This is a genomic window from Hoeflea sp. IMCC20628 (assembly GCF_001011155.1).
Taxonomy (GTDB): Bacteria; Pseudomonadota; Alphaproteobacteria; order Rhizobiales; family Rhizobiaceae; genus Hoeflea.
In genome coordinates this window covers 2,159,259-2,181,828 of the sequence record NZ_CP011479.1, presented here as the reverse complement: position 1 = coordinate 2,181,828, position 22,570 = coordinate 2,159,259, and the positions used below count along the sequence as shown (strand labels likewise).

At 60.1% G+C, this 22,570-nt stretch carries 21 protein-coding genes; 18 read left to right on the top strand and 3 right to left on the bottom strand.

Annotated features, from left to right (window positions below):
- Nucleotides 1-84: 84 nt before the first annotated feature.
- Nucleotides 85-2,034, bottom strand: coding sequence for a HAMP domain-containing methyl-accepting chemotaxis protein (locus IMCC20628_RS10300; RefSeq protein ID WP_047030140.1), 1,950 nt, complete (start codon nucleotides 2,032-2,034; stop codon nucleotides 85-87).
- Between the two features lie 386 nt (nucleotides 2,035-2,420).
- Here IMCC20628_RS10300 and eno point away from each other — a divergent pair, with 386 nt between their 5' ends.
- The 13 genes from eno (at nucleotide 2,421) to IMCC20628_RS10235 (ending at nucleotide 13,261) form a co-directional block, all read left to right on the top strand.
- The gene (gene eno, locus IMCC20628_RS10295; protein WP_047030139.1) at nucleotides 2,421-3,695 is read left to right on the top strand and encodes a phosphopyruvate hydratase; all 1,275 of its coding nucleotides are present in this window, start codon (nucleotides 2,421-2,423) and stop codon (nucleotides 3,693-3,695) included.
- A gap of 167 nt (nucleotides 3,696-3,862) precedes the next feature.
- The gene (locus IMCC20628_RS10290) at nucleotides 3,863-4,183 is read left to right on the top strand and encodes a septum formation initiator family protein (protein WP_047030138.1); all 321 of its coding nucleotides are present in this window, start codon (nucleotides 3,863-3,865) and stop codon (nucleotides 4,181-4,183) included.
- Between the two features lie 134 nt (nucleotides 4,184-4,317).
- Nucleotides 4,318-5,355, top strand: a complete 1,038-nt coding sequence (gene pdhA / locus IMCC20628_RS10285; RefSeq protein WP_047030137.1) for a pyruvate dehydrogenase (acetyl-transferring) E1 component subunit alpha — start codon at nucleotides 4,318-4,320, stop codon at nucleotides 5,353-5,355.
- A 15-nt stretch (nucleotides 5,356-5,370) separates the two neighbouring features.
- Nucleotides 5,371-6,759 carry a pyruvate dehydrogenase complex E1 component subunit beta gene (locus tag IMCC20628_RS10280; protein WP_047030136.1) on the top strand — a complete coding sequence of 463 codons (1,389 nt, stop codon included), beginning with the start codon at nucleotides 5,371-5,373 and terminating at the stop codon, nucleotides 6,757-6,759.
- A 15-nt stretch (nucleotides 6,760-6,774) separates the two neighbouring features.
- Nucleotides 6,775-8,139, top strand: coding sequence for a pyruvate dehydrogenase complex dihydrolipoamide acetyltransferase (locus IMCC20628_RS10275; RefSeq protein ID WP_047030135.1), 1,365 nt, complete (start codon nucleotides 6,775-6,777; stop codon nucleotides 8,137-8,139).
- 31 nt (nucleotides 8,140-8,170) lie between these two features.
- Nucleotides 8,171-8,719 (top strand): DUF308 domain-containing protein, encoded by a 549-nt coding sequence (locus IMCC20628_RS10270; RefSeq protein WP_047030134.1) that lies wholly within the window; start codon nucleotides 8,171-8,173, stop codon nucleotides 8,717-8,719.
- Nucleotides 8,720-8,761: 42 nt separating this feature from the next.
- Nucleotides 8,762-9,403 (top strand): SGNH/GDSL hydrolase family protein, encoded by a 642-nt coding sequence (locus IMCC20628_RS10265; RefSeq protein WP_156174669.1) that lies wholly within the window; start codon nucleotides 8,762-8,764, stop codon nucleotides 9,401-9,403.
- A gap of 87 nt (nucleotides 9,404-9,490) precedes the next feature.
- On the top strand, nucleotides 9,491-9,727 hold the full coding sequence (locus IMCC20628_RS10260) for a YdcH family protein (RefSeq protein WP_047030132.1): 237 nt from the start codon (nucleotides 9,491-9,493) through the stop codon (nucleotides 9,725-9,727).
- 75 nt (nucleotides 9,728-9,802) lie between these two features.
- On the top strand, nucleotides 9,803-11,248 hold the full coding sequence (gene lpdA, locus IMCC20628_RS10255; RefSeq protein WP_047030131.1) for a dihydrolipoyl dehydrogenase: 1,446 nt from the start codon (nucleotides 9,803-9,805) through the stop codon (nucleotides 11,246-11,248).
- A complete protein-coding gene (locus tag IMCC20628_RS10250; protein ID WP_047030130.1) occupies nucleotides 11,245-11,496 on the top strand; it encodes a hypothetical protein in 252 nt (83 codons plus the stop codon). Before lpdA ends, IMCC20628_RS10250 begins: the two co-directional genes overlap by 4 nt.
- A complete protein-coding gene (locus IMCC20628_RS10245) occupies nucleotides 11,496-11,774 on the top strand; it encodes a GlsB/YeaQ/YmgE family stress response membrane protein (RefSeq protein WP_156174667.1) in 279 nt (92 codons plus the stop codon). The genes IMCC20628_RS10250 and IMCC20628_RS10245 overlap by 1 nt, the downstream gene beginning before the upstream one ends.
- A 28-nt stretch (nucleotides 11,775-11,802) precedes the next feature.
- Nucleotides 11,803-12,792, top strand: a complete 990-nt coding sequence (gene lipA / locus IMCC20628_RS10240) for a lipoyl synthase (protein ID WP_047030129.1) — start codon at nucleotides 11,803-11,805, stop codon at nucleotides 12,790-12,792.
- 7 nt (nucleotides 12,793-12,799) lie between these two features.
- Nucleotides 12,800-13,261: a type II toxin-antitoxin system RatA family toxin gene (locus IMCC20628_RS10235; protein WP_047030128.1), complete on the top strand. Its 462-nt coding sequence runs from the start codon at nucleotides 12,800-12,802 to the stop codon at nucleotides 13,259-13,261.
- Here the strand turns inward: IMCC20628_RS10235 and IMCC20628_RS10230 are convergent.
- Together IMCC20628_RS10230 and IMCC20628_RS10225 are read right to left on the bottom strand one after the other, a co-directional pair.
- Nucleotides 13,237-13,791, bottom strand: coding sequence for a CinA family protein (locus IMCC20628_RS10230; protein ID WP_245307913.1), 555 nt, complete (start codon nucleotides 13,789-13,791; stop codon nucleotides 13,237-13,239). The two genes, IMCC20628_RS10235 and IMCC20628_RS10230, sit on opposite strands and share 25 nt — an antisense overlap.
- Nucleotides 13,788-14,990, bottom strand: coding sequence for a bifunctional 2-C-methyl-D-erythritol 4-phosphate cytidylyltransferase/2-C-methyl-D-erythritol 2,4-cyclodiphosphate synthase (locus IMCC20628_RS10225; RefSeq protein ID WP_082128099.1), 1,203 nt, complete (start codon nucleotides 14,988-14,990; stop codon nucleotides 13,788-13,790). The genes IMCC20628_RS10230 and IMCC20628_RS10225 overlap by 4 nt, the downstream gene beginning before the upstream one ends.
- Before the next feature lie 160 nt (nucleotides 14,991-15,150).
- Here IMCC20628_RS10225 and dusB point away from each other — a divergent pair, with 160 nt between their 5' ends.
- The 5 genes from dusB (at nucleotide 15,151) to IMCC20628_RS10200 (ending at nucleotide 22,565) form a co-directional block, all read left to right on the top strand.
- Nucleotides 15,151-16,167 carry a tRNA dihydrouridine synthase DusB gene (gene dusB / locus IMCC20628_RS10220; protein ID WP_047030126.1) on the top strand — a complete coding sequence of 339 codons (1,017 nt, stop codon included), beginning with the start codon at nucleotides 15,151-15,153 and terminating at the stop codon, nucleotides 16,165-16,167.
- Nucleotides 16,164-17,327, top strand: coding sequence for a nitrogen regulation protein NR(II) (locus tag IMCC20628_RS10215; protein WP_047030125.1), 1,164 nt, complete (start codon nucleotides 16,164-16,166; stop codon nucleotides 17,325-17,327). Before dusB ends, IMCC20628_RS10215 begins: the two co-directional genes overlap by 4 nt.
- 4 nt (nucleotides 17,328-17,331) lie before the next feature.
- Nucleotides 17,332-18,783, top strand: coding sequence for a nitrogen regulation protein NR(I) (ntrC, locus tag IMCC20628_RS10210; protein WP_047030124.1), 1,452 nt, complete (start codon nucleotides 17,332-17,334; stop codon nucleotides 18,781-18,783).
- A 118-nt stretch (nucleotides 18,784-18,901) separates the two neighbouring features.
- Nucleotides 18,902-21,211: a PAS domain-containing sensor histidine kinase gene (locus IMCC20628_RS10205; RefSeq protein ID WP_047030123.1), complete on the top strand. Its 2,310-nt coding sequence runs from the start codon at nucleotides 18,902-18,904 to the stop codon at nucleotides 21,209-21,211.
- A complete protein-coding gene (locus IMCC20628_RS10200) occupies nucleotides 21,201-22,565 on the top strand; it encodes a sigma-54 dependent transcriptional regulator (RefSeq protein ID WP_047030122.1) in 1,365 nt (454 codons plus the stop codon). The genes IMCC20628_RS10205 and IMCC20628_RS10200 overlap by 11 nt, the downstream gene beginning before the upstream one ends.
- The last annotated feature ends 5 nt before the right edge of the window (nucleotides 22,566-22,570 follow it).

Here is a 22,570-nt window from a genome sequence, read left to right as displayed (position 1 = left end):
CTGCCAACGACAGCGATCATGAAAAAAGACCGCCGTCTTATCCCCGGCGGTCTGAGTTGCGTTACCCTATGAAATTCGGTGGGTTCAGAAACCGTCCCATTTCTCGTCTTGTCTGGCGGCTGCCGAGGTGGTGCCCAGACCGAAGGCCGACGCCACCTTGGCCCCCAGCGCACGCGCCGGCGACTGTGCAGGGCGCGACGACGGGCTTGCAGCCACAGGTGCCTGATTCTGCAGTCGCGTTTCCCGGGAGGCGGCTCCGGTATCAAACCGCGCCACCAGGCTGTCGAGCTTGACCGCCTCGCCGGAAAGGCCTTGCGTGGCTGCGTTGGTTTGCTCGACCATGGCGGCGTTTTGCTGGGTGACCTGGTCCATCTGATTGATGGCGGCGTTGATTTCGGCAAGCGACGCCGATTGTTCGCGTGCACCGGTAACAATCGCCCGGATCAGATCATTGATCTGGACCACCTGGGTCTCGATTTTTCCGAGCGCCGAGCCGGTCTCATTGACCAGTGATACCCCGGTGCCAACCTGCGTCGAGGAAGTGTGGATCAGGGTCTTGATTTCCTTGGCGGCACTGGCCGAGCGCTGGGCCAGTTCGCGCACCTCCTGGGCCACGACCGCAAATCCCCGGCCGGCATCGCCGGCACGCGCGGCTTCGACGCCGGCATTGAGCGCCAGCAAATTGGTCTGGAAGGCGATGTCGTCAATCACCGAGATGATCTGGCTGATCCGCTTCGACGAATCTGCGATCTTCTCCATCGCCGAAATCGCGGTCTGAACCACCTTGCCCGAGTCTTCGGCGCCGGTTTTGGCCTGTCCGACCATGTCGCTGGCTTCTTCGGCGCGCAGTGCGGAGCTTTTCACCGCCGAGGTGATTTCATCCAGCGCCGCTGCTGTTTCCTCCAGCGAGGCTGCCTGTTGCTCGGTACGCTGCGACAGATTGTCGGCTGCAGCGCCAATTTCCGCGGATGCGAGACGAACCGAATCGGTTGTCAGGGATATTTCCTGGATGGTTTGACCGAGGGAACCGATGGAAACATTGAACACCGTGCGCAGTTTTTCGTAATCCGGGGCAAATGTCTCGTGAATGCGGTAGCCCAGGTTTCCGGCCGAAAGGTGCTCCAGCCCCGTGGTCAGCGCCTCAATCACCCGAACCCGATCCTGGTCCGCGGCGGCCTTGGTTTCAGCAGCATTGGCTTCCAGGCGCTGCCGGTCGGCCTCCTCGTTTTCGAGTTGATCTTTCGCGGCAATCCGTTCGATGGCGGTTTGGCGGAAATGGGCGACCGACTGCGCCATTTGACCGATTTCGTCCTTGCGGGAGGCATGCGGCACTGCAACGGAATAGTCCCCATTGGCCAGAACCCACATGTAGTTTTTCATGTCGGTGAGCGGCACGATGGCCCGTTTGCGGAACAGCGAAAGACCGGCCAGGAAAATCAGGATTGAAACCGCGCCTGCAAGCAAGGTCAGGTTGGAAAACCACAAATCGGTGGAGCGGGCTTTGGTTTCAGTCGCGGCGAGGGACGAAGCGGCAAGCTGGGCGAACGCATGCACCGCTTCCGAATGGGTTTGAAAGACGGTGTGAAGATCACCCAGCGCGATAGTCGCAGCATCGTTGTCTCCAGCCATGCTGGCGGGAAGAAACCGGTCATAGACGATGGCCCAGAAGGCATCCCCGCTGGCGAGGACATCTTCCTGCAATTTTGCTGCAAGTGTCTGGTCCAGAGCGGTTTTCAGCCAATGGGCCTTGCGCTCGTCATAGGTCTTCTTGAGGGCTTCAAGCTTAGATGTGTTGAGGTCCAGGATTGTCGGATGAACCGTCATCTCGTTGGTCAGCATGTAGGCTTCCACCAGATAGAGCGGTGGCGGAAGCGTGTCGGCGATCAGGTCCTTGCCCTGGACAATCTGCTGGTAGGTCGGGCCATTCACTTTCAGTTCCGACAGGATGTATCTGTTGACTGCGATCAAGCCGATGAGGCCGATGCAAATCACGATTGCGAATGCTACGAGACTGCGACCGATATTCAGTTTCATGTTGGAATTCCGCTTCGTCAGATCTGAAGATCATGGATCAATTTCATCGGGATCTGTCGCATCATGCGTTGCGCCATTGCCCCCGCCATCTGCGTAAATGTAGAGCGGAGCGGTTACCGATCTGTGAAGCCGGGGTTAACAAAATGACTGCAATTCTAACGGCTCATAAATCAGGTACAGGCTGTTGAGCCAGTGTTGGCGCGACAAGGCCGGGAGATGTCGGCAACAGGGCGCGGGTGTTCCGGCATCGCGTGAAGTCTGGTCGCCACACCAATCATTGCCTGTTCGCCGGGTGCTTCGCCGGATACAATTGATTTTTCGCCGTAGTGCGGTAAGACGGCGCAACGCCACTTGAGCCATCGCCACAAATTGGAAGGAACCAGACCATGACCGCCATTATCGATATTGTCGGACGGGAAATCCTCGACAGCCGCGGAAACCCGACGGTTGAGGTTGACGTTCATCTCGAGGACGGCTCCATGGGCCGCGCCATGGTTCCCTCAGGTGCCTCGACCGGAGCTCATGAAGCCGTTGAACTGCGCGATGGTGGCAGCCGCTATCTTGGCAAGGGCGTGCAAAAGGCCGTCGCTGCGGTCAATGGTGATCTGCGCGACAACATCTGCGGCATGGATGCCGAAGGCCAGATCGCGCTCGACAAGGCGATGATCGCGCTCGATGGCACCGCCAACAAGAGCAAGCTCGGCGCCAACGCCATTCTCGGCGTGTCGCTCGCAGCCGCCCGCGCGTCCGCCCAGGCCAGCGGCCTGCCGCTTTACCGCTATGTCGGCGGTGCCAATGCGCGGTTGCTGCCGGTGCCGATGATGAACATCATCAATGGCGGGGCACACGCCGACAATCCGATCGACTTCCAGGAATTCATGATCATGCCGGTCGGCGCCGACACGCTCAGCGACGCAGTCCGCATGGGCTCTGAAGTGTTCCACACATTGAAAAAGGAACTCGCAGCCGGCGGCTACAACACCAATGTCGGCGACGAGGGCGGTTTCGCACCCGATCTGAAGAGTGCTCCCGAGGCGCTCGACCTGATCATGAAATCCATCGAAAAGGCAGGCTATCGTCCAGGCGAAGATATCTATCTCGCCCTCGATCCGGCCTCGACCGAGTTCTTCAAGGACGGCAAATACGATCTGGCAGGCGAGGGACGTATTCTCGATAGCGCGGAAATGGCTGCCTATTACGCAGAACTCGCTGCCAAATACCCGATCATCTCGATTGAAGACGGCATGGCAGAAGATGACTGGGACGGTTGGAAAACGCTGACCGAAATGATTGGCGACAAGTGCCAGCTGGTCGGCGATGATCTGTTTGTCACCAACTCCGCGCGGCTGCGCGACGGCATCAAGATGGGCGTCGCCAATTCGATCCTGGTCAAGGTCAACCAGATCGGCACGCTGTCGGAAACGCTGGATGCGGTCGAGACTGCGCACAAGGCCGGTTACACCGCCGTGATGAGCCATCGCTCGGGCGAAACCGAGGATTCAACCATCGCTGATCTGGCAGTCGCCACCAATTGCGGACAGATCAAGACCGGTTCCCTGTCGCGGTCGGACCGTCTGGCGAAATACAACCAGCTGATCCGCATCGAGGAAGAACTCGGCGTCGAAGCAGCCTATGCCGGGACTTCCGTCCTGCGCGGATAAGCCGCCCGCGACCGGTTCAATCCGGTTCCCCTGCACCAGGTCACATCAAGCCCGCGCATCGGCGCGGGCTTTTTCGTGTGCAACGCACCATCCCGCACAATCGGCTAACGCTATATTAAGCATGGTCTGCCATCTTTGCCCCCTCGCAGGGGTAAGGCGTTTTTCGAATGCGGACACAGTTCAAAAAGAAACGATCATGGATCCGTTGGGTAATCCCGGCGCTTTCAATTGGATGTTTCGCCTATTTCGGTTTCCATTCATGGCATGGCGCCTTCGGTCTCGACTCGGCTGAAGCACTGGAGATCAGGCGTGTCGAATTGACCGAACGGCTTGCAAGCCTGACCGAACGCAGGCAACATCTCGAACGCAAGGTCATGTTGTTGAGCGATGGCGCGGTGGAAGCCGACATGCTCGACGAACGGGCGCGGCTGCTGTTGAACGTGGCCCGCGAGGATGAAGTTGTGTATTTCACCGGCGCCACTAATTAACCGAAATTCAGTTAATTGTTGAAATAATTAGCAATTACAAAGACATAACAATCATACCAGCCATGCGTTTATACCCTTGCTGACAGATGTCATTTTCCATATGGTCTATGCAACATGACCACTGGGAGGATGACATGGCACCCCGTAAAACTGCCACAGCCGCATCCCGCAAGAAGCCTGCCGAGAAAAGCGGGCTGAACGGCGGAATTACCGATTTCGACAAAGCAGCCGAGATCAAGGCTTACAGCGACATGCTGATGATCCGCCGTTTCGAAGAGAAGGCCGGCCAGTTGTATGGCATGGGCTTCATCGGCGGCTTCTGCCATCTCTACATCGGTCAGGAAGCTGTTGTCGTCGGCATGCAGTCGGCGCTCAAGGATGGCGATCAGGTCATCACCGGCTACCGCGATCACGGCCACATGCTGGCTTGCGGCATGGAAGCTCGCGGCGTTATGGCCGAGCTCACAGGACGCCGTGACGGCTATTCGCATGGCAAGGGCGGCTCCATGCACATGTTCTCCAAGGAAAAGAATTTCTACGGCGGCCACGGCATCGTCGGCGGTCAGGTGTCGCTGGGCACCGGGCTTGGCTTCGCCAACAAGTATCGCGGCAATGACAATGTCTCGGTCGCCTATTTCGGCGATGGCGCGGCCAACCAGGGTCAGGTCTATGAGAGCTTCAACATGGCGGCTCTGTGGAAACTGCCGGTGATCTACATCGTCGAAAATAACCGTTACGCCATGGGCACATCCACGGCGCGGTCTTCGGCGCAGTCGAACTTCTCGCTGCGCGGCAATTCCTTCGGCATTCCCGGCCATCAGGTTGATGGCATGGATGTGCGCGCCGTGCACGCCGCAGCCGTTGAGGCCGTTGCTCACTGCCGCTCGGGCAAGGGGCCGATCATTCTCGAAATGCTGACCTATCGTTATCGTGGTCACTCCATGTCCGACCCGGCGAAATACCGCACCAAGGACGAAGTCCAGAAGATGCGCTCCGAGCACGACCCGATCGAACAGGTCAAGGCGCGCATCCTCGAACTCAAGCACGCGTCCGAGGATGACCTCAAGTCCATCGACAAGAAGGTGCGCGATGTGGTGGCGGATGCAGCAGACTTCGCCCAGAACAGTCCGGAGCCGGATCCGTCCGAGCTCTACACCGACATTCTGCTTTAAGGGGAGGGAACCACCATGCCGATTGATATCCTGATGCCCGCGCTTTCCCCGACCATGGAAGAAGGCACGCTGTCCAAATGGCTCAAGAACGAAGGCGACAAGGTCACCTCCGGTGATGTGCTGGCCGAAATTGAAACCGACAAGGCAACCATGGAAGTGGAAGCCATCGATGAGGGCGTGCTCGGCAAGATCGTCGTTCCTGCCGGGACCGAAAACGTCAAGGTCAACGCGGTTATTGCCGTGATCCTGGAAGAGGGCGAAAGCGCCTCCGACATCGGCTCTGCCAAAGCTGCGGAAGCCGCTCCGGCTCCTGCCGCGGAAGAGCCCAAGGCTGATGCCGCCGCCCCTGTGCCAGCTGCGCCCAAGGCACCGGTTGAAAATGCCATCGCGTCCGATCCGGATATCCCGGCAGGAACCGAAATGGTCCCGACCACCGTGCGTGAAGCGCTTCGCGACGCCATGGCCGAGGAAATGCGCGCCAATGAGGATGTCTTCCTGATGGGCGAAGAGGTTGCCGAGTACCAGGGCGCCTACAAGATCTCCCAGGGCCTGTTGGCCGAATTCGGCGCACGCCGCGTCGTCGACACCCCGATCACCGAGCACGGCTTTACCGGCGTCGGCGTTGGTGCGGCCATGGCCGGTCTCCGGCCGATCGTCGAGTTCATGACCTTCAACTTCGCCATGCAGGCGATCGACCAGATCATCAACTCCGCCGCCAAGACCCTCTACATGTCCGGCGGCCAGATGGGTGCGCCGATCGTGTTCCGCGGCGCCAATGGTGCTGCCTCCCGCGTCGGTGCCCAGCACTCGCAGTGCTATGCCGCCTGGTACAGTGCCATTCCCGGGCTCAAGGTTGTCATGCCTTACTCGGCAGCCGACGCCAAGGGCTTGCTCAAGGCCGCCATCCGCGACCCCAACCCGGTGATCTTCCTCGAAAACGAGATCCTTTACGGCCACACCTTCGATGTGCCGAAGATGGATGATTTCGTCCTGCCGATCGGCAAGGCCCGCGTTCACAAGTCCGGCAAGGATGTCACCATCGTCTCCTTCGGCATCGGCATGAATTATGCGGTCAAGGCAGTCGAAGAACTTTCCGCACTCGGCATCGATGTCGAACTCATCGACCTGCGCACCATCCGTCCGATGGACCTTCCGACAGTGATCGAAAGTGTCAAGAAGACCGGCCGTCTGGTCACCGTCGAGGAAGGCTATCCGCAGAATTCCGTCGGCACCGAGATCGCCACGCGGGTGCAGCAGCAGGCGTTCGATTACCTTGATGCGCCGATCATCACCATTGCCGGCAAGGACGTTCCGATGCCCTACGCCGCAAATCTCGAGAAACTGGCGTTGCCGAATGTCGCCGAGGTTGTCGAGGCGGTCAAAGCCGTCACCTACAGGCTTTAAAGGGAGGACTGAAAGATGCCCATCAACATCACAATGCCCGCCCTGTCGCCGACCATGGAAGAGGGAAACCTCGCCAAATGGATGGTCAAGGAAGGTGACAAGGTCTCCTCCGGTGACGTTCTCTGCGAAATAGAGACCGACAAGGCGACGATGGAAGTCGAATCCATCGATGAAGGCACCGTTGCCAAGCTTGTCGTTGCTGCCGGCACCGAGGGCGTCAAGGTCAATGACCTGATCGCCATTCTCGCCGCCGAAGGTGAAAGCGTCGAGGATGCTGCCAAGGGCGGTGGCGAAGCTGCTGCTGCGCCCGCCGCAGCACCTGCCGAGGCGCCCAAGGCCGAAGCCGCCAAGACGGAATCTGCCCCGACGCCTGACAACCTGCCGATCCGCGACGTCAATCCCGCAGCGCCCGCTGCCCCTCCGGCACCGGTTTCTGCTTCGGGCGAACGCACGTTTTCTTCGCCGCTGGCGCGCCGCATCGCCAAGGATGCCGGGCTCGATGTCTCTGCGATTTCGGGTTCCGGCCCGCATGGCCGCGTGATCAAGGCCGATGTCGAAGCGGCGATGGCCGCTGGCACAGGCAAGGCTGCCGCTGCACCGCAGGCAGCAGCCGCTGCCGCACCAGTTGCCGCCGCCAAGGGCATGTCGGACGACGCAGTCCTCAAGAACTTCGCCGAAGGCTCCTACGAGTTGGTCAAGCATGACGGCATGCGCAAGACCATTGCCCGTCGCCTGCAGGAATCCAAGCAGACCATCCCGCATTTCTACGTCACCGTCGATTGCGAGCTCGATGCGCTGCTGGCATTGCGCGCCCAGCTCAACAAGGCTGCTCCGATCAAGGACGACAAGCCGGTCTACAAGCTTTCGGTCAACGACATGGTGATCAAGGCGCTGGCACTGGCCTTGCGTGATGTGCCTGATGCCAATGTCTCCTGGACCGACGAGAACATGGTGATGCACAAGCATTCCGATGTTGGCGTTGCAGTCTCGATCCCCGGCGGCCTGATCACTCCGATCATCCGCTCGGCTGAACAAAAGACCCTGTCTGCCATCTCCAACGAGATGAAGGATCTTGGCAAGCGCGCCAAGGACCGCAAGCTCAAACCTGAAGAATATCAGGGTGGCACCTCCTCGGTGTCCAACATGGGCATGATGGGCGTCAAGGACTTTGCCGCCGTGATCAACCCGCCGCATGCGACCATTCTGGCCGTGGGTGCGGGCGAACAGCGCCCAGTGGTCAAGGATGGCGCACTGGCAATCGCCACGGTGATGAGCGTCACCCTGTCGACAGATCACCGCGCCGTCGATGGCGCGCTTGGTGCCCAATTGCTCGCAGCCTTCAAGGGCTACATTCAAAGCCCGATGGGCATGCTGGTCTGAGAGACTCGACGATCAACACTGGAGAACGCGTATGGCTGACAATGGTGTGAACGAGAGTTTCGGCAGGACCTGGACCTGGATGGCGGTTCTGGCGGTGCTGTGCATCGTCGGCGGCTTCATGGCGCTGCTCAATCCGTTCGGGGCCACCATTCTCGCGGTCGTTCTGGCTGGCTGGATCTTTCTGATGCAAGGCGTCATCCAGGTGGTTCATGCCTTTCGCGTCCGCGACTGGCCGGGCTTCATGTGGTCGCTCGGGCTCGGTGTGCTCTCGCTCATCGTCGGCTTCGTGCTGGTCGCCGATCCGTTGGCAGGCAGCGTCCCGCTGACATTGCTGGTGGCGGTGTTGTTCCTGTTGACCGGTGTTGCCAAGACCATGCTAGCTTTCGCGTTGAAGCCCGCCAGTGGCTGGGTCTGGGTTCTGGCCTCAGGCCTGATTTCGGTGGTGCTTGGCGTGATGATCCTTGCCGGCCTTCCGTCCTCGGCAACGACAATTCTTGGCCTGTTGCTCGGAATCGAGCTTGTGTCCAACGGTGTGCTGTTCCTGTTCGTGGCGCTGGGGCTTCGCAAGCTTGGCGGCTGACGCAGGGCCGGCGGCGATAATCTGCCGTCGAAAGGTGGAATGATGAAAACCGTTCTCTGCTATGGCGACTCGTTGACGTGGGGCTATGATCCGGAAGCCCGGTCCCGGCATGCGCTCGGGGATCGCTGGTCGTCCGTGCTGGCTGCTTCACTGGGTGAGGGCGTTCATGTGGTGGCCGATGGGCTCAATGGCCGGACCACGGTGTTTGATGATCACACCGGCGATTGCGATCGCAATGGCGCTCGCACGTTACCGACTGTGCTTCATACCCATGCGCCGCTCGATCTGGTGATCATCATGCTCGGGTCGAATGACATGAAGCCGGTTGTCGCCGGTACGGCGCATGCCTCATCCAAGGGCATGCGGCGTTTGCTCGATCTGGTTCGGCTGCATGCCTGGCCGGTGACGGATCAGGAACCGCCGCAGGTTCTGGTGGTCTCACCGCCGCCGCTGGTTCAAACCGCTGACCCGGATTTTGCCGCGATGTTCGAGGGCGGTGTCGCCCAATCGGCGATGCTGGCATCGTTCTATGCCGATCTGGCCGACGATACCGGCGCGGGCTTCTTCGATGCAGGATCTGTGGCTCAGTGCTCGTCCATCGATGGCGTACATCTGGATGCAGGGAACACGCGTGCAATTGGCCGCGGTTTGGTGCCGGTGGCCCGGCTTTTGTTGGGGCACTGATTTTAGAACAATTGACCAGGGTCAAGGAGAACAGGGACCAAGGGCGGATAGACTGCAGTCATCACCAAAACAACGAGGAGATGATTGATGTCAAATACACCCCACGAGTTGGCGGAGGAATTTCCCGAGCACGTCGCGAAAATGCATGAAATGAAACAGAGCGATGCCCATTTCGCCAAACTCTTTGATGCCTATCACGACGCCAACCGGGCCATCCACCGCGCCGAAACCGATGTAGAGCCGACGGACGATTTCCACATGGAAGAAATGCGGAAAGAACGCCTGAAGCTCAAGGACGAAATCTACGGGATGCTGGCGGGCTGAAATTGTCCTGACACGCCCTGAACTGACGGCAGGGCGGACGTGGGTCCGTCCGCCCTGATTTAGAGGAGACGAGGCGTGTCAAACAATTACGACGTGATCATCATTGGCTCCGGCCCCGGCGGCTACATCGCAGCCATCCGCGCCGCCCAGTTGGGCCTCAAGACCGCCGTGGTCGAGCGCGAACATCTGGCCGGCATCTGCTCCAACTGGGGCTGTATCCCGACCAAGGCGCTGCTGCGCTCGGCGGAAGTACTGCATCTCTCAGAACACGCCAAGAACTATGGCCTCAAGCTCGAAGGCACAGTGACGCCGGATATCGAAGCCATCGTCAAGCGCTCGCGCGGTATTGCCGAGCGGATGAATGGCGGCGTCGGCTTTCTGATGAAGAAGAACAAGGTCGACGTCATCTGGGGCGAGGCGAAACTCACCAAGCCCGGCGAGATTGTCGTTGCCAAGACCACCAAGAAGATCGTCGAGCCGCAGGGCCCGATCCCCAAGAACACGCTGGGCGAGGGCACTTACACCGCCAAGCACATTATCGTCGCCACCGGCGCGCGGCCCCGCGCTCTGCCCGGCATCGAGCCCGATGGCAAGCTGATCTGGACCTATTTCGAGGCGATGAAGCCCGAAAAAATGCCGAAATCGTTGCTGGTCATGGGCTCCGGCGCCATCGGTATCGAGTTCGCCTCGTTCTACCGCACCATGGGTGTCGATGTGACCGTGGTCGAAGTCATGAAAACCGTGATGCCGGTCGAGGACGCGGAGATTTCCGCTTTCGCCAAGAAGCAGTTCGATAAGCAGGGCATGAAGATCATGCTCGAAGCCAAGGTCACCAAGGTCGAAAAGGGCGCTGACTCGGTCACCGCCCATGTCGAACTCAAGGACGGCAAGGTCGAGAAAATTACTGCAGACCGGATGATCTCGGCTGTCGGCGTTCAGGGCAACATCGAAAATCTCGGCCTCGAAACGCTCGGCGTCAAGACCGATCGTGGCTGCATCGTCATCGATGGCTACGGCAAGACCAATGTGCCCGGCGTCTACGCCATCGGCGATGTCGCAGGTCCGCCGATGCTGGCGCACAAGGCCGAGCATGAAGCCGTCATCTGCGTCGAGAAGATTGCCGGTCTGCCCAACGTCCACCCGATGGACAAGCTGAAAATTCCCGGCTGCACCTATTGCAATCCACAGGTGGCCTCCGTCGGTCTCACCGAAGCCAAAGCCAAGGAACAGGGCCTCGACATCCGCGTCGGCCGCTTCCCCTTTGTCGCCAACGGCAAGGCCATTGCGCTCGGCGAAGACCAGGGCATGGTCAAGACCATCTTCGACAAGAAGACCGGCGAGCTTTTGGGCGCCCATCTGGTCGGTGCGGAAGTCACCGAGCTGATCCAGGGCTTTGTCGTGGCGATGAATCTCGAAACCACCGAGGAAGACCTGATGCATACCATCTTCCCGCATCCGACGATCTCGGAAACGCTCAAGGAAAGCGTGCTCGATGCCTACGGACGGGCACTCAACGCGTGAGCGGCATAAGCCGCTTGCCAAAGGCTGTGGTGCTGCCGGTGATCGGCGGCGCTGCTCTGGGTGCCTTGGCCGGTCTGGCGGCCATTCGCGGCCGCGGTGCGGTCGAGTTCGGATCGGTTCGGCTTGAGGGAGTGGCCGGAATTCTTGCGCTTTCTGCCATCCTGGCATTGATGGGGCTGATGCTCGGTCTTACATTCTGGTTGATCATGCGCGCCCTTGGTGACGCGGCCAACGGAGACAAACGATGATGATGGAATATCAGATGGGGTTCCTGGCCATGCCGGGGCTCGGCTTTTTCGGCCTGCTGCTGGTCGGTCTGATTGCCGGCTATGTCGCCGAACGCGCCATGAACCGCGAACATGGACTGTTGACCAACATACTTGTCGGCATCGCCGGCTCTTTTGTCGGCAGCGCGCTCGCCGGTGTGCTCAACATCAACTACTACGGATTTGCCGGAAATCTGGTCGTCGCCATCGCCGGCGCCGTCCTGATACTCTGGGTCTTCGGTCGCTCCAAGAGCAGCTGATTCACAACGCATATAAAGGGACCTTTTGATGGTCACGATCCTCGACGTCACAAAGCCTGTCGCCACCGCCTCTGTCGCCAAGCGTGTCAGGCACCCGGAAAAGCAGGCGCGCCCCGACACCGAGGTCAAGCGCAAGCCGGAATGGATCCGCGTCCGCGCACCCACCTCCAAGGGCTATCAGGAAACCCGCGCCATCGTGAAAGAGAACAATCTCGTCACGGTTTGCGAGGAGGCCGGTTGCCCCAATATTGGCGAGTGCTGGGACAAGAAGCACGCCACCTTCATGATCATGGGCGAGATCTGCACCCGCGCCTGCGCCTTCTGCAACGTCATGACCGGCAAGCCTAATGCGCTTGATATGAACGAGCCGGAAAATGTCGCCAAGGCGGTCAAGCAGATGGGGCTGATGCACGTGGTCATCACTTCGGTCGACCGCGACGATCTTGACGATGGCGGCGCCGAGCATTTCGAAAAAGTCATCTGGGCCATCCGCGCTATGTCGCCCGAGACGACGATTGAAATTCTGACACCGGATTTCCTGCGCAAGCCCGGCGCGCTCGAACGCGTCGTTGCGGCCAAGCCCGACGTCTTCAACCACAATCTCGAAACCGTGCCGGGCAACTATCTCACCGTTCGTCCGGGCGCGCGCTATTTCCATTCATTGCGTTTATTGCAGCGGGTCAAGGAGCTCGACCCGACAATGTTCACCAAGTCAGGTATCATGGTGGGGCTGGGCGAAGAGCGCAACGAAGTGCTGCAACTGATGGATGATCTGCGCTCTGCGGAGGTCGATTTCATGACCATCGGCCAATATCTGCAGCCGACCCGCAAGCATCATGAGGTGATGGATTTTGTCACGCCCGAGGACTTCAAGAGCTACGAGAAGATCGCCTACACCAAGGGCTTCCTGATGGTGTCGTCCAGCCCGCTGACCCGTTCCTCGCACCATGCCGGCGATGATTTCGCCAGGCTCAAGGCCAATCGCGAAGCCAAGCTGGCAGCTGCGGTGAACGCATAATACGACGATGCCAACATACGAAACGACACGCCCGGTTCCGCATTCGCCGCGCCAGATGTTTGATCTGGTTGCCGATGTCGAGCGATACCCCGAGTTCCTGCCGCTGTGCGAGGCGCTGAGCGTTCGCTCGCGCAAGGAACGCGACGGCAAGACCCTGCTGATTGCCGACATGACAGTGGGCTACAAGAAGATCCGCGAAACCTTCACCAGTCAGGTGCTGCTCAAGCCCGATGATCTGGCTATCGATGTCAAATACCTCGATGGCCCGTTCAAATATCTCGACAACAAATGGACTTTTCTGGCTCAGGAGAACGGCGGTTGCGAGGTCCGGTTCTTCATCGACTACGAGTTCAAGAGCCGGATGCTCGGCGCACTGATGGGCGCCATGTTCGACCGTGCCTTCCGCATGTTCGCCGAGGCGTTTGAAAAACGCGCCCGGGAAATTTACGGCGAAGCAGGCGTGTCCTGAGAGACTGACAGCAGCGTCGCCCGGCCGATCAATGCCTCAAGTGCGGCCCGCACCGTTGCGGCGCGGATCATGTCGCGGCTCCAGGACGGATCCCAGCGCAGTTCGACAACGCTGGTCAGATCACCCGGTCCCGACAGTCCCATCCAGACCAGCCCGACAGGCTTGTGCGGCGATCCGCCGCCCGGTCCCGCCACGCCGGTCACAGACACGGCGAAGTCAGCCCGCGAACGGCGGCGGGCGCCAAGCACCATTTCGGTCGCCACTTGCGGTGACACCGCTCCGAAAGCGGCAAGCGTGGCGGGTTTGACCCCGAGCATGTCCTGCTTGGCTTCATTGGAGTAGGTCACGAAACCGCGGTCCAGCACTGCCGATGATCCGGCGATATCGGTAATCGCGCCGGCAATCAGTCCGCCGGTGCAAGACTCAGCGGTGGCAACCAGTCCGCCAGGTACGGGGAAAGTGTCGATGATTTCCTGCGCCAGTCCGCGGCAGTCGGCGCGCAACCCGGCAAGCATCTCGGCCTCGCTCATGAATAGTCTCCAAACACCACCGTGGCAGTGGCAATAGCGGCGATGCCCTCGCGGCGGCCGGCAAAACCGATGGTTTCATTGGTGGTGGCCTTGACCGAACAGCGCTCAACCGAGATTCCGAGTATCCCGGCCAGCGCCTCCCGCATGACCTGCCTGTGCGGGCCGATCTTCGGTTCTTCGGCGATCAGCGTGACATCCACATTCATGATCACGCCACCGGCCTTTCGCACGATGTCTGCGGCATGACTTAGAAAGATGTGCGAGGCTGTGCCACGCCACTGCGGGTCGGAGGGTGGGAAATGATCGCCGATATCGCCCGCAGCACAAGTTGCCAGCAGTGCGTCGGTCAGTGCGTGCAGGCCGACATCGGCATCGGAATGCCCGTCCAGACGCTGGTCATGCGGGATATCCACCCCGCACAGGGTGACAAAGCTGCCCGGAACCAGCCGGTGCACATCGTAGCCGTTTCCGGTGCGCACATCAGGCAACCGTGCCGGTGCAAGCTTCTCGTCGGCCATGGCGATATCCTCGGCTGTGGTAAGTTTGATATTGGACGGACTGCCCGGCGTCAGCCGCACGCTGAGGCCCGCCCACTCGGCAATGGCGCAATCATCGGTGAAGTCCGTATCAGAAGCGGCGTCGGCCCGGGCATGGGCTGTTGAAATGGCTGCGTAATCGAAACCCTGGGGCGTCTGCGCGCCGAACAGTCCTTCACGCGGCACGGTACCGACAACATTGCCGGATGCGTCGCCGCGCTTGAGCGTGTCGGAGACCGCGACAGCGGGCAGGGCGGCGCTATGTCCCGCCTGGAGCGCTTTAAGCACGCCATCAATGTTGGCGTGGCTCACAAATGGCCGCACGGCGTCATGGATCAGCACATAAGGCGGCGCTGCGCCGGACAGCGCTTCAAGCCCTGCACGGACCGAGGCCTGCCGGGTGGCGCCGCCAGCCACCGTGCGGACCCGGTCTGCGCCGGAAAGTCCGGAGACAGCCTTGGTGTAGAGCGCTTCGTCATCGGGATGAATGACCACCACGACGTCTCCGCAGCCCGGATGTGCCAGAAATCTCGCCAGAGTTCCGGCAATCACCGGCTGCCCGCCAATCAGGCGGTATTGCTTTGGCCCGTCCGCAGATTGACCGGCGCGTTCGCCACGGCCGGCCGCGACGATGACCAGCCCGAACTCAGATGTATTGTTCATGTGCATTCAATTCCCGAAACACGATTGCCTGCCTGTTTAGAGCTTGCGTTAACCGGAAAAAAGCTCTTTTGAATATTTCTCGGCAGTCGAGTGAATTCGACTTGGCAATCCCACAATGATTGGCTAAAAAAGCGGCAACAAAAAAGGTTGCACGATACGCATGCAAAAAATCGAAGCCATTTTGAGTGAGCCGCTGAAGATCGGACCGGTCACGGCGCGAAACCGGGTGTTCCTGGCGCCGCTGTCGGGCATTTCCGACTTGCCGTTCAGGCAGTTGGCCTGGAAACACGGCGCCGGGCTGGTGTTCACAGAGATGGTGGCAAGCCGCGAGCTTGTCACGGAGCGGCGCGAATCACAGGTGCGCTTGCGCGGTGACGGTATTGACCCGCATGTGGTTCAACTCGCCGGACGCGAAGCCTGGTGGATGGGCGAGGCGGCGCGGATCGCCGAGGCAGAAGGCGCTGCGATGATCGACATCAACATGGGGTGCCCTGCCAAGAAGGTCACGGGCGGCTATTCCGGATCCGCATTGATGCGCGATCCCGATCATGCGCTTGACCTGATCGAGGCGACGGTAAAGGCGGTGTCGGTGCCGGTGACTTTGAAAATGCGGCTTGGCTGGGATGATGAAAATCACAATGCGGCGCTGATAGCTGCCCGCGCCGAGGCAGCTGGCGTGCAGATGATCACTGTGCATGGCCGTACCCGCATGCAGTTTTACGAAGGCATTGCCAATTGGGATGCCATCGCCCGCGTCCGCGAGGCCATCACCGTCCCGCTGATTGCCAATGGTGACGTCACCAGCCGTGCCGATATTGCCGAGTGTCTGCGCCGCTCGGGCGCCGACGCGGTGATGGTCGGCCGCGCCTCACGCGGCCAGCCGTGGATTTGCGGTGAACTGGCCGGTTCCGATGCGGTGCCTGCGCACGGAGAGGCCCGCAATGCGGTGGCGCTGGAGCACTACCGGTTGATGGTCGACCATTACGGGGAAGATGTCGGCGTCCGCCATGCCCGCAAACACATAGGCTGGTATCTCGAGACGCTGGCGCCGGAGACGCCGGCGGCGCTCAAAACCGCGATGATGACCTCGCGCAACGCCGACCAGGTCTGGACCTGGTTTGCCGAAGCTTTGGACGGCGGCGTCGCTTCAGCTTCGGTATTGGAGAATGCGGCATGAGCGAAAAACTGGCGGCTCAGATCGGTGGCGCGGATGCGGACACCGCCATCATGGTGCTCAACGCGATCCAGCACCCGGTGATCATGGTCGATGGCGACAGCATCGTCTGCTTTGCCAACTGGGAGGCAGAAGCTTTTTTCGCTGCCAGCGCGGCGCATCTCGCCCGGCACACGATCGATTCGGTCATTCCGTTCGGCAGCCCGCTGTTGGAGCTCATCGACCAGGTGCGTGAGCGCCGGGCGGCGGTCAATGAATACCGCGTCGACCTGAGTTCGCCGCGGCTGGGCAGCGACAAACTGGTCGATCTCTATGTCGCCCCGGTTGCCGGCCTTCCGGGCAATGTCGTGGTGGTGTTTCAGGAACGCTCGATGGCCGACAAGATCGACCGCCAGCTGACCCATCGTGCCGCTGCGCGCTCGGTCACCGGTCTGGCCTCGATGCTGGCCCATGAAATCAAGAACCCGCTGTCGGGTATTCGAGGTGCTGCGCAATTGCTGGAAATGTCGGTGGGCGACGAGGACCGCGCCCTGACCCGGTTGATCCGCGATGAAACTGACCGCATTGTGTCGCTGGTCGACCGCATGGAGATCTTCTCGGATGAACGCCCGGTGGACCGGGTGCCGGTCAACATCCATTCTGTACTTGATCACGTCAAGGCGGTGGCCAAGGCCGGGTTTGCCCGTAAGATCAAGTTCTCCGAACTCTACGATCCGTCACTGCCGTCGGTTTATGCCAACCGCGATCAGCTGGTTCAGGTATTCCTGAACCTGGTCAAGAACGCGGCTGAATCAGTCGGCGATGATCCAAATGGCGAAATCGTTCTGACCACCGCCTATCGCCCCGGCATCAAGCTGTCGGTTGCCGGCACCCGGGAAAAGGTTTCACTTCCGCTGGAATTTTGCGTGCAGGATAACGGGCCAGGCGTGCCGGCCGACCTGGTGCCGCATCTGTTTGACCCCTTCATCACCACCAAGACAAATGGCTCTGGGCTGGGGTTGGCGCTCGTCGCCAAGCTTGTCGGTGGTCATGGCGGCATCGTTGAATGTGACAGCCAAAGCCGCAAAACCACCTTCCGAATTCTGATGCCGGTCTCGCCCGACGGCCGGCCAATCAAGCCGCTGCCGTCAGTCAAGGGCAGCGCGTCCGGCCAAAAGGACTGAACCGATGGGCAAAGCCACCATACTAGTCGCTGACGATGACGCGGCGATCCGGACCGTGCTCAACCAGGCCCTGACCCGGGCCGGCTATGACGTACGCATCACCTCCAACGCCGCCACGCTGTGGCGCTGGATCTCTGCGGGCGACGGCGATTTGGTGATCACTGATGTGATCATGCCGGATGAGAATGCCTTCGACATGCTGCCACGTATTCGCCGGTCACGTCCGGATTTGCCTGTGCTGGTGATGAGTGCCCAAAACACCTTCATGACAGCGATCAAGGCGTCTGAAGGCGGCGCTTATGACTATTTGCCAAAGCCCTTCGATCTGACCGAGATGATCAACATCATCGGCAGGGCGCTGTCGGAACCGCGCAAGCTCTCGGTCCAGCCTGAGGAAACCACCGAAGGCATGCCACTGGTGGGGCGCTCCACGGCAATGCAGGAAATCTACCGGGTGCTGGCGCGGCTGATGCAGACCGACCTGACCTTGATGATCACCGGTGAATCGGGAACAGGCAAGGAACTGGTGGCCCGCGCGCTGCATGATTACGGCAAGCGCCGCAACGGCCCGTTTGTCGCCATCAACATGGCAGCGATCCCGCGCGACCTGATTGAATCTGAACTCTTCGGGCATGAAAAGGGCGCGTTTACGGGCGCGCAAAACAAATCCACCGGGCGGTTCGAGCAGGCCGAAGGCGGAACTCTGTTTCTCGATGAGATCGGTGATATGCCGATGGATGCCCAGACCCGGCTCCTCAGAGTGCTTCAGCAGGGCGAATACACCACCGTTGGCGGGCGTATGCCGATCAAGACCGACGTCCGCATTGTCGCTGCCACCAACAAGGATCTCAAGATCCTGATCAACCAGGGCCTGTTTCGCGAGGATCTTTATTACCGTCTCAATGTGGTGCCTTTGCGCTTGCCGGCGCTCAGGGACCGGGCGGAGGATGTGCCGGATCTGGTGCGCCATTTCGTTCGCCACGCGGTCGGCGAAGGGCTCGATGCCAAACGGTTTGACGGTGAAGCGCTGGAACTGCTCAAAGCCTATCCATGGCCGGGCAATGTCCGCGAGCTTGAAAATGTCGTCCGGCGTGTCATGGCGCTGTATCCGCAGGACGTCATCACCCGCGAAATCATCGACAACGAACTCAGGATTGAATCACCCGAACCGGCCACGCCGCAAGGGGCTGCATCCATGGGTGCGACGACCGTTGCCGAGTCGGTTGAAGAAAACATGCGCCGCTATTTCGCCGAATTTGGCGAAGGCCTGCCGCCCCCGGGATTGTATCAGAGGGTGCTTGAAGAAGTTGAGTATCCGCTGATTCTTGCAGCGCTGACGGCAACCCGCGGCAATCAGATCAAGGCCGCCGATCTACTCGGTCTGAACCGCAACACGCTGCGCAAGAAAATCCGCGAACTCGGTGTAACGGTCTATCGGTCGCCCCGTCTGACGTGACAGGAGTGCCTGTCTGTCGCGGCGCTTGACACATCTCGCCTGAATGTTGCAATTTCGCCACATTATGTTGCATGTTCGCAACGATAACGTCTCGGCAAAATTGGAGCGCAGGGAAAAGATGGCGATCGACACAGGATCGGACTTGTCGGACACCCAGCCAGCCCTGGCCCAAGGGCCGAAAGCCGGATACGAGGCCTCGCAGCGCCGCAATCTGTTTACGCTGCCAGGGATAGCGCTGGTCGCTTCCGCTTTCCTGAGTGCATTGATCTCGTTTTCCATCCTGTTGGGACTGACCCCGATCGATCCGGTCGACCAGGTTGTTTACAGTGCCGTGGTGATCAACCTGATCTTCGTCATCGGACTGGTGACACTGGTTTGTCTGGAAATCTACGCGTTGTTGAAAGCCCGGCGGCGGGGCAAGGCGGCGGCAAAGCTTCATATCCGCATCGTCGCCCTGTTTTCCATCGTCGCAATCGTTCCCGCCATTATCGTTGCCATCGTCGCATCAATCACCCTCGATGTCGGACTCGACCGGTGGTTTTCAATGCGCACCAAGTCGATCGTCAACTCATCGCTGTCGGTGGCGGAAGCCTATGTTCTGGAAAACGCACGGTTTTTGCAGGGTCAGACGGTCTCCATGGCCAACGATCTCGATAATGCGCGTTCGCTTTACAGCCTTGACCGGGTTGGCTTTACCCAGTTCGTCACCCGGCAGGCGACGGGCCGTGGTCTCCTGGGTGCATTTCTGGTCCGCGAGGATGGCAGCGTCATCCTGCAGGCTGACATCGAAACCGAACGCCCGCTACCGGCTGTGCCCGAGCAGGCGCTAAAGGACGCCATCAAGGGTCAGCCAACTCTTATTCCGCCCGGTGTCACCAATCTGGTTGGTGCGCTGATACCGTTGCAGCAGATCAGCGGCACGCTCTTGTACACCGTCCGCGTGGTTGATCCCGAAGTGATGCGCTCGATGCGCCTGATGGAGGAAGCCACAAAGGAATATCAGACGCTTGAGCAAGGGCGGGTATCCCTGCAACTGGCGTTCGGCATCCTCTATATCGGTTTCGCGCTGATCGTGTTGCTGGCAGCAATCTGGACAGCGATCGCCGTTGCCGACCGTCTGGTGCGTCCGATCCGGATCCTGATCAGCGCTTCCGACGATGTAGCCAGCGGTAATCTTGACGTGGTGGTGCCGGTGCACGCGTCAGATGGCGACGTCGGGTCCCTGGCGCAGACCTTCAACAACATGATTGTGCAGATCCGCACCCAGCGTGATGAGATCCTGTCGGCGAAAGACCAGATCGACAACCGAAGGCGCTTTACTGAAGCCGTGCTGTCGGGAGTTTCGGCAGGCGTCGTCGGCGTCGATCATCAGGGCGCGGTGACAATTGCCAACCGCTCGGCCCGCGGGATCCTCGGCGACGCCGACGCCGACGCCGACGTGACCGGCCGCAGCTTTGCGGAATTAGCTCCGGAATTCGAAACCGTGATGGCCGAGGCGGCGATGCGCCCATGGACCGATGCCACGGGGCAGGTTACGTTGAACCGGAATGGCAAGGAACGAACCCTCAACGTCAAGGTCACGCGGGAGCAAACCCACGACCGGCTGGAGTCTTTTGTCGTCACACTCGATGACATCACCGATCTTGTGATCGCGCAGCGGTCTACCGCCTGGGCCGATGTTGCCCGGCGCATCGCCCACGAGATCAAGAACCCGCTGACTCCGATCCAGTTGTCAGCCGAACGCATTCGCCGCCGATATGGCCGGCAGATCCCTGATGATGACCGGGCCATTTTTGATCAATGCACCGACACGATCATCCGCCAGGTCGAGGACATCGGTCGCATGGTTGACGAGTTCTCCTCCTTCGCGCGCATGCCCAAACCGTCCAAGGCGCGCGGTGATTTGCGTGACATTCTAAAGGACGCGGCGTTTTTGCGTGAAGTCAGCCGCAATGATATTCAGTTCATCAATGAGTTTCCCGAAACCCCGATGGAAGGTGATTTCGATGCCCGCATGCTCGGACAGGCGTTTGCAAATTTGATCAAGAATGCGACGGAAGCCATTGATGCGGTTGCAGACGATGCAGAGCGTACAGGAAAGACCATCATCGTCCGGGCAAACCGTTCCGATGACGGCCGCGAATACATCGTTGATATCATCGACAATGGCCGCGGGCTGCCGGGAGAGAACCGGCACCGATTGCTCGAACCCTATATGACGATGCGCGATAAGGGCACCGGCCTCGGTCTCGCTATCGTCAAGAAGATTATCGATGATCATGGCGGCGCGATTCAGTTGCGCGATGCGCCTGCTGATATTGACGGAGGCAAGGGCGCCATGATTACCGTCCGCCTTCCGGTGGACGCGCCCGTTCATACCGACGACGAAGAAGAAGACAAAGCAAAGGAACCGGCAGATGGCGTCTGATATTCTGGTCGTTGATGACGAAGCCGACATTCGCGAGATCGTTGCCGGTATTCTGGACGACGAGGGCCATGAAACCCGTACCGCGGGCGACAGCGATTCCGCGCTTGCGGCGATCAATGACCGTGTCCCACGTCTGATTTTCCTCGATATCTGGCTGCAGGGCAGCCGCCTTGACGGTCTGGCGCTGCTCGACGAGATCAAGGCGCGCTATCCCGAACTTCCCGTGGTGATGATTTCCGGTCACGGCAACATTGAAACCGCAGTCTCGGCGATCAGGCGCGGAGCCTATGATTTCATCGAAAAGCCGTTCAAGGCTGACCGGTTGCTGCTGGTCGCCGAAAGGGCGATCGAAACATCCAAGCTCAAGCGGGAGGTCACCGAACTGAAGAAGCGCTCGGGCGATCCGGTCGAGCTGATCGGCACCTCGATTGCCGTCTCCCAGCTCAAGCAGAGCATCGACAAGATCGCCCCCACCAACAGCCGGGTGATGATTCTCGGGCCGTCGGGATCGGGCAAGGAACTGGTTGCGCGGCTGATTCACCGCAAATCCACCCGGTCCGGCGGGCCATTTGTGGTGCTCAATGCCGCTGCGATCACACCCGAACGCATGGAAGTCGCTCTGTTCGGCACCGAGGCTGCGGCCAGCCATGAACGCAAGGTCGGCGCGCTTGAGGAAGCGCATGGCGGCATTTTGTATCTCGATGAAGTTGCCGACATGCCGCGCGGCACCCAGAGCAAGATCCTGCGGGTGCTGGTCGACCAGCAATTTGAACGGGTTGGCGGCACCAAGCGGGTCAAGGTGGATGTGCGGATCATTTCCTCAACGGCGCGCAATCTCGAGGAACTCATCGCATCCGGAGAATTCCGCGAAGACCTTTATCACCGGCTGGCCGTGGTTCCGGTCAAGGTTCCCTCGCTGAGCGAGCGGCGCGAGGACATTCCGTTTCTGGTCGACACCTTCATGCGGCTGGTCTCGGAACAGGCCGGCATCAGAAACCGCCGCATTGGCGATGATGCCTTGGCCGTGATCCAGGCCCACACCTGGCCAGGCAATATAAGGCAATTGCGCAACTACATGGAACGGCTGATGATACTTGCCCGGTCCGATGGGCCCGAGACGGTCATCAGCGCCGACATGTTGCCCGATGACGTCTCCGACATGCTGCCCAAGACCTCTGCAGCGGGCTCCAACCACATCATGACCCTGCCGCTGCGCGAGGCGCGCGAAATGTTCGAGCGCGACTATCTGATCGCCCAGATCAACCGTTTTGGCGGAAATATTTCCAGAACTGCCGAATTTGTGGGTATGGAGCGGTCTGCGCTGCATCGCAAATTGAAATCGCTTGGCGTATAAGCTGC

Bases quoted from the DNA above. Each gene is read 5' to 3' on its own strand.
- IMCC20628_RS10300 (WP_047030140.1), bottom strand. From the start codon at position 2,034: ATGAAACTGAATATCGGTCGCAGTCTCGTAGCATTCGCAATCGTGATT.
- IMCC20628_RS10205 (WP_047030123.1), top strand. From the start codon at position 18,902: ATGGCGATCGACACAGGATCGGACTTGTCGGACACCCAGCCAGCCCTG.
- pdhA (WP_047030137.1), top strand. From the start codon at position 4,318: ATGGCACCCCGTAAAACTGCCACAGCCGCATCCCGCAAGAAGCCTGCC.
- IMCC20628_RS10225 (WP_082128099.1), bottom strand. From the start codon at position 14,990: ATGAACAATACATCTGAGTTCGGGCTGGTCATCGTCGCGGCCGGCCGT.
- dusB (WP_047030126.1), top strand. From the start codon at position 15,151: ATGCAAAAAATCGAAGCCATTTTGAGTGAGCCGCTGAAGATCGGACCG.
- IMCC20628_RS10260 (WP_047030132.1), top strand. From the start codon at position 9,491: ATGTCAAATACACCCCACGAGTTGGCGGAGGAATTTCCCGAGCACGTC.
- IMCC20628_RS10280 (WP_047030136.1), top strand. From the start codon at position 5,371: ATGCCGATTGATATCCTGATGCCCGCGCTTTCCCCGACCATGGAAGAA.
- IMCC20628_RS10265 (WP_156174669.1), top strand. From the start codon at position 8,762: ATGAAAACCGTTCTCTGCTATGGCGACTCGTTGACGTGGGGCTATGAT.
- IMCC20628_RS10215 (WP_047030125.1), top strand. From the start codon at position 16,164: ATGAGCGAAAAACTGGCGGCTCAGATCGGTGGCGCGGATGCGGACACC.
- lipA (WP_047030129.1), top strand. From the start codon at position 11,803: ATGGTCACGATCCTCGACGTCACAAAGCCTGTCGCCACCGCCTCTGTC.
- IMCC20628_RS10270 (WP_047030134.1), top strand. From the start codon at position 8,171: ATGGCTGACAATGGTGTGAACGAGAGTTTCGGCAGGACCTGGACCTGG.
- ntrC (WP_047030124.1), top strand. From the start codon at position 17,332: ATGGGCAAAGCCACCATACTAGTCGCTGACGATGACGCGGCGATCCGG.
- IMCC20628_RS10200 (WP_047030122.1), top strand. From the start codon at position 21,201: ATGGCGTCTGATATTCTGGTCGTTGATGACGAAGCCGACATTCGCGAG.
- IMCC20628_RS10290 (WP_047030138.1), top strand. From the start codon at position 3,863: ATGCGGACACAGTTCAAAAAGAAACGATCATGGATCCGTTGGGTAATC.
- IMCC20628_RS10235 (WP_047030128.1), top strand. From the start codon at position 12,800: ATGCCAACATACGAAACGACACGCCCGGTTCCGCATTCGCCGCGCCAG.
- IMCC20628_RS10245 (WP_156174667.1), top strand. From the start codon at position 11,496: ATGATGGAATATCAGATGGGGTTCCTGGCCATGCCGGGGCTCGGCTTT.
- IMCC20628_RS10230 (WP_245307913.1), bottom strand. From the start codon at position 13,791: ATGAGCGAGGCCGAGATGCTTGCCGGGTTGCGCGCCGACTGCCGCGGA.
- eno (WP_047030139.1), top strand. From the start codon at position 2,421: ATGACCGCCATTATCGATATTGTCGGACGGGAAATCCTCGACAGCCGC.
- IMCC20628_RS10275 (WP_047030135.1), top strand. From the start codon at position 6,775: ATGCCCATCAACATCACAATGCCCGCCCTGTCGCCGACCATGGAAGAG.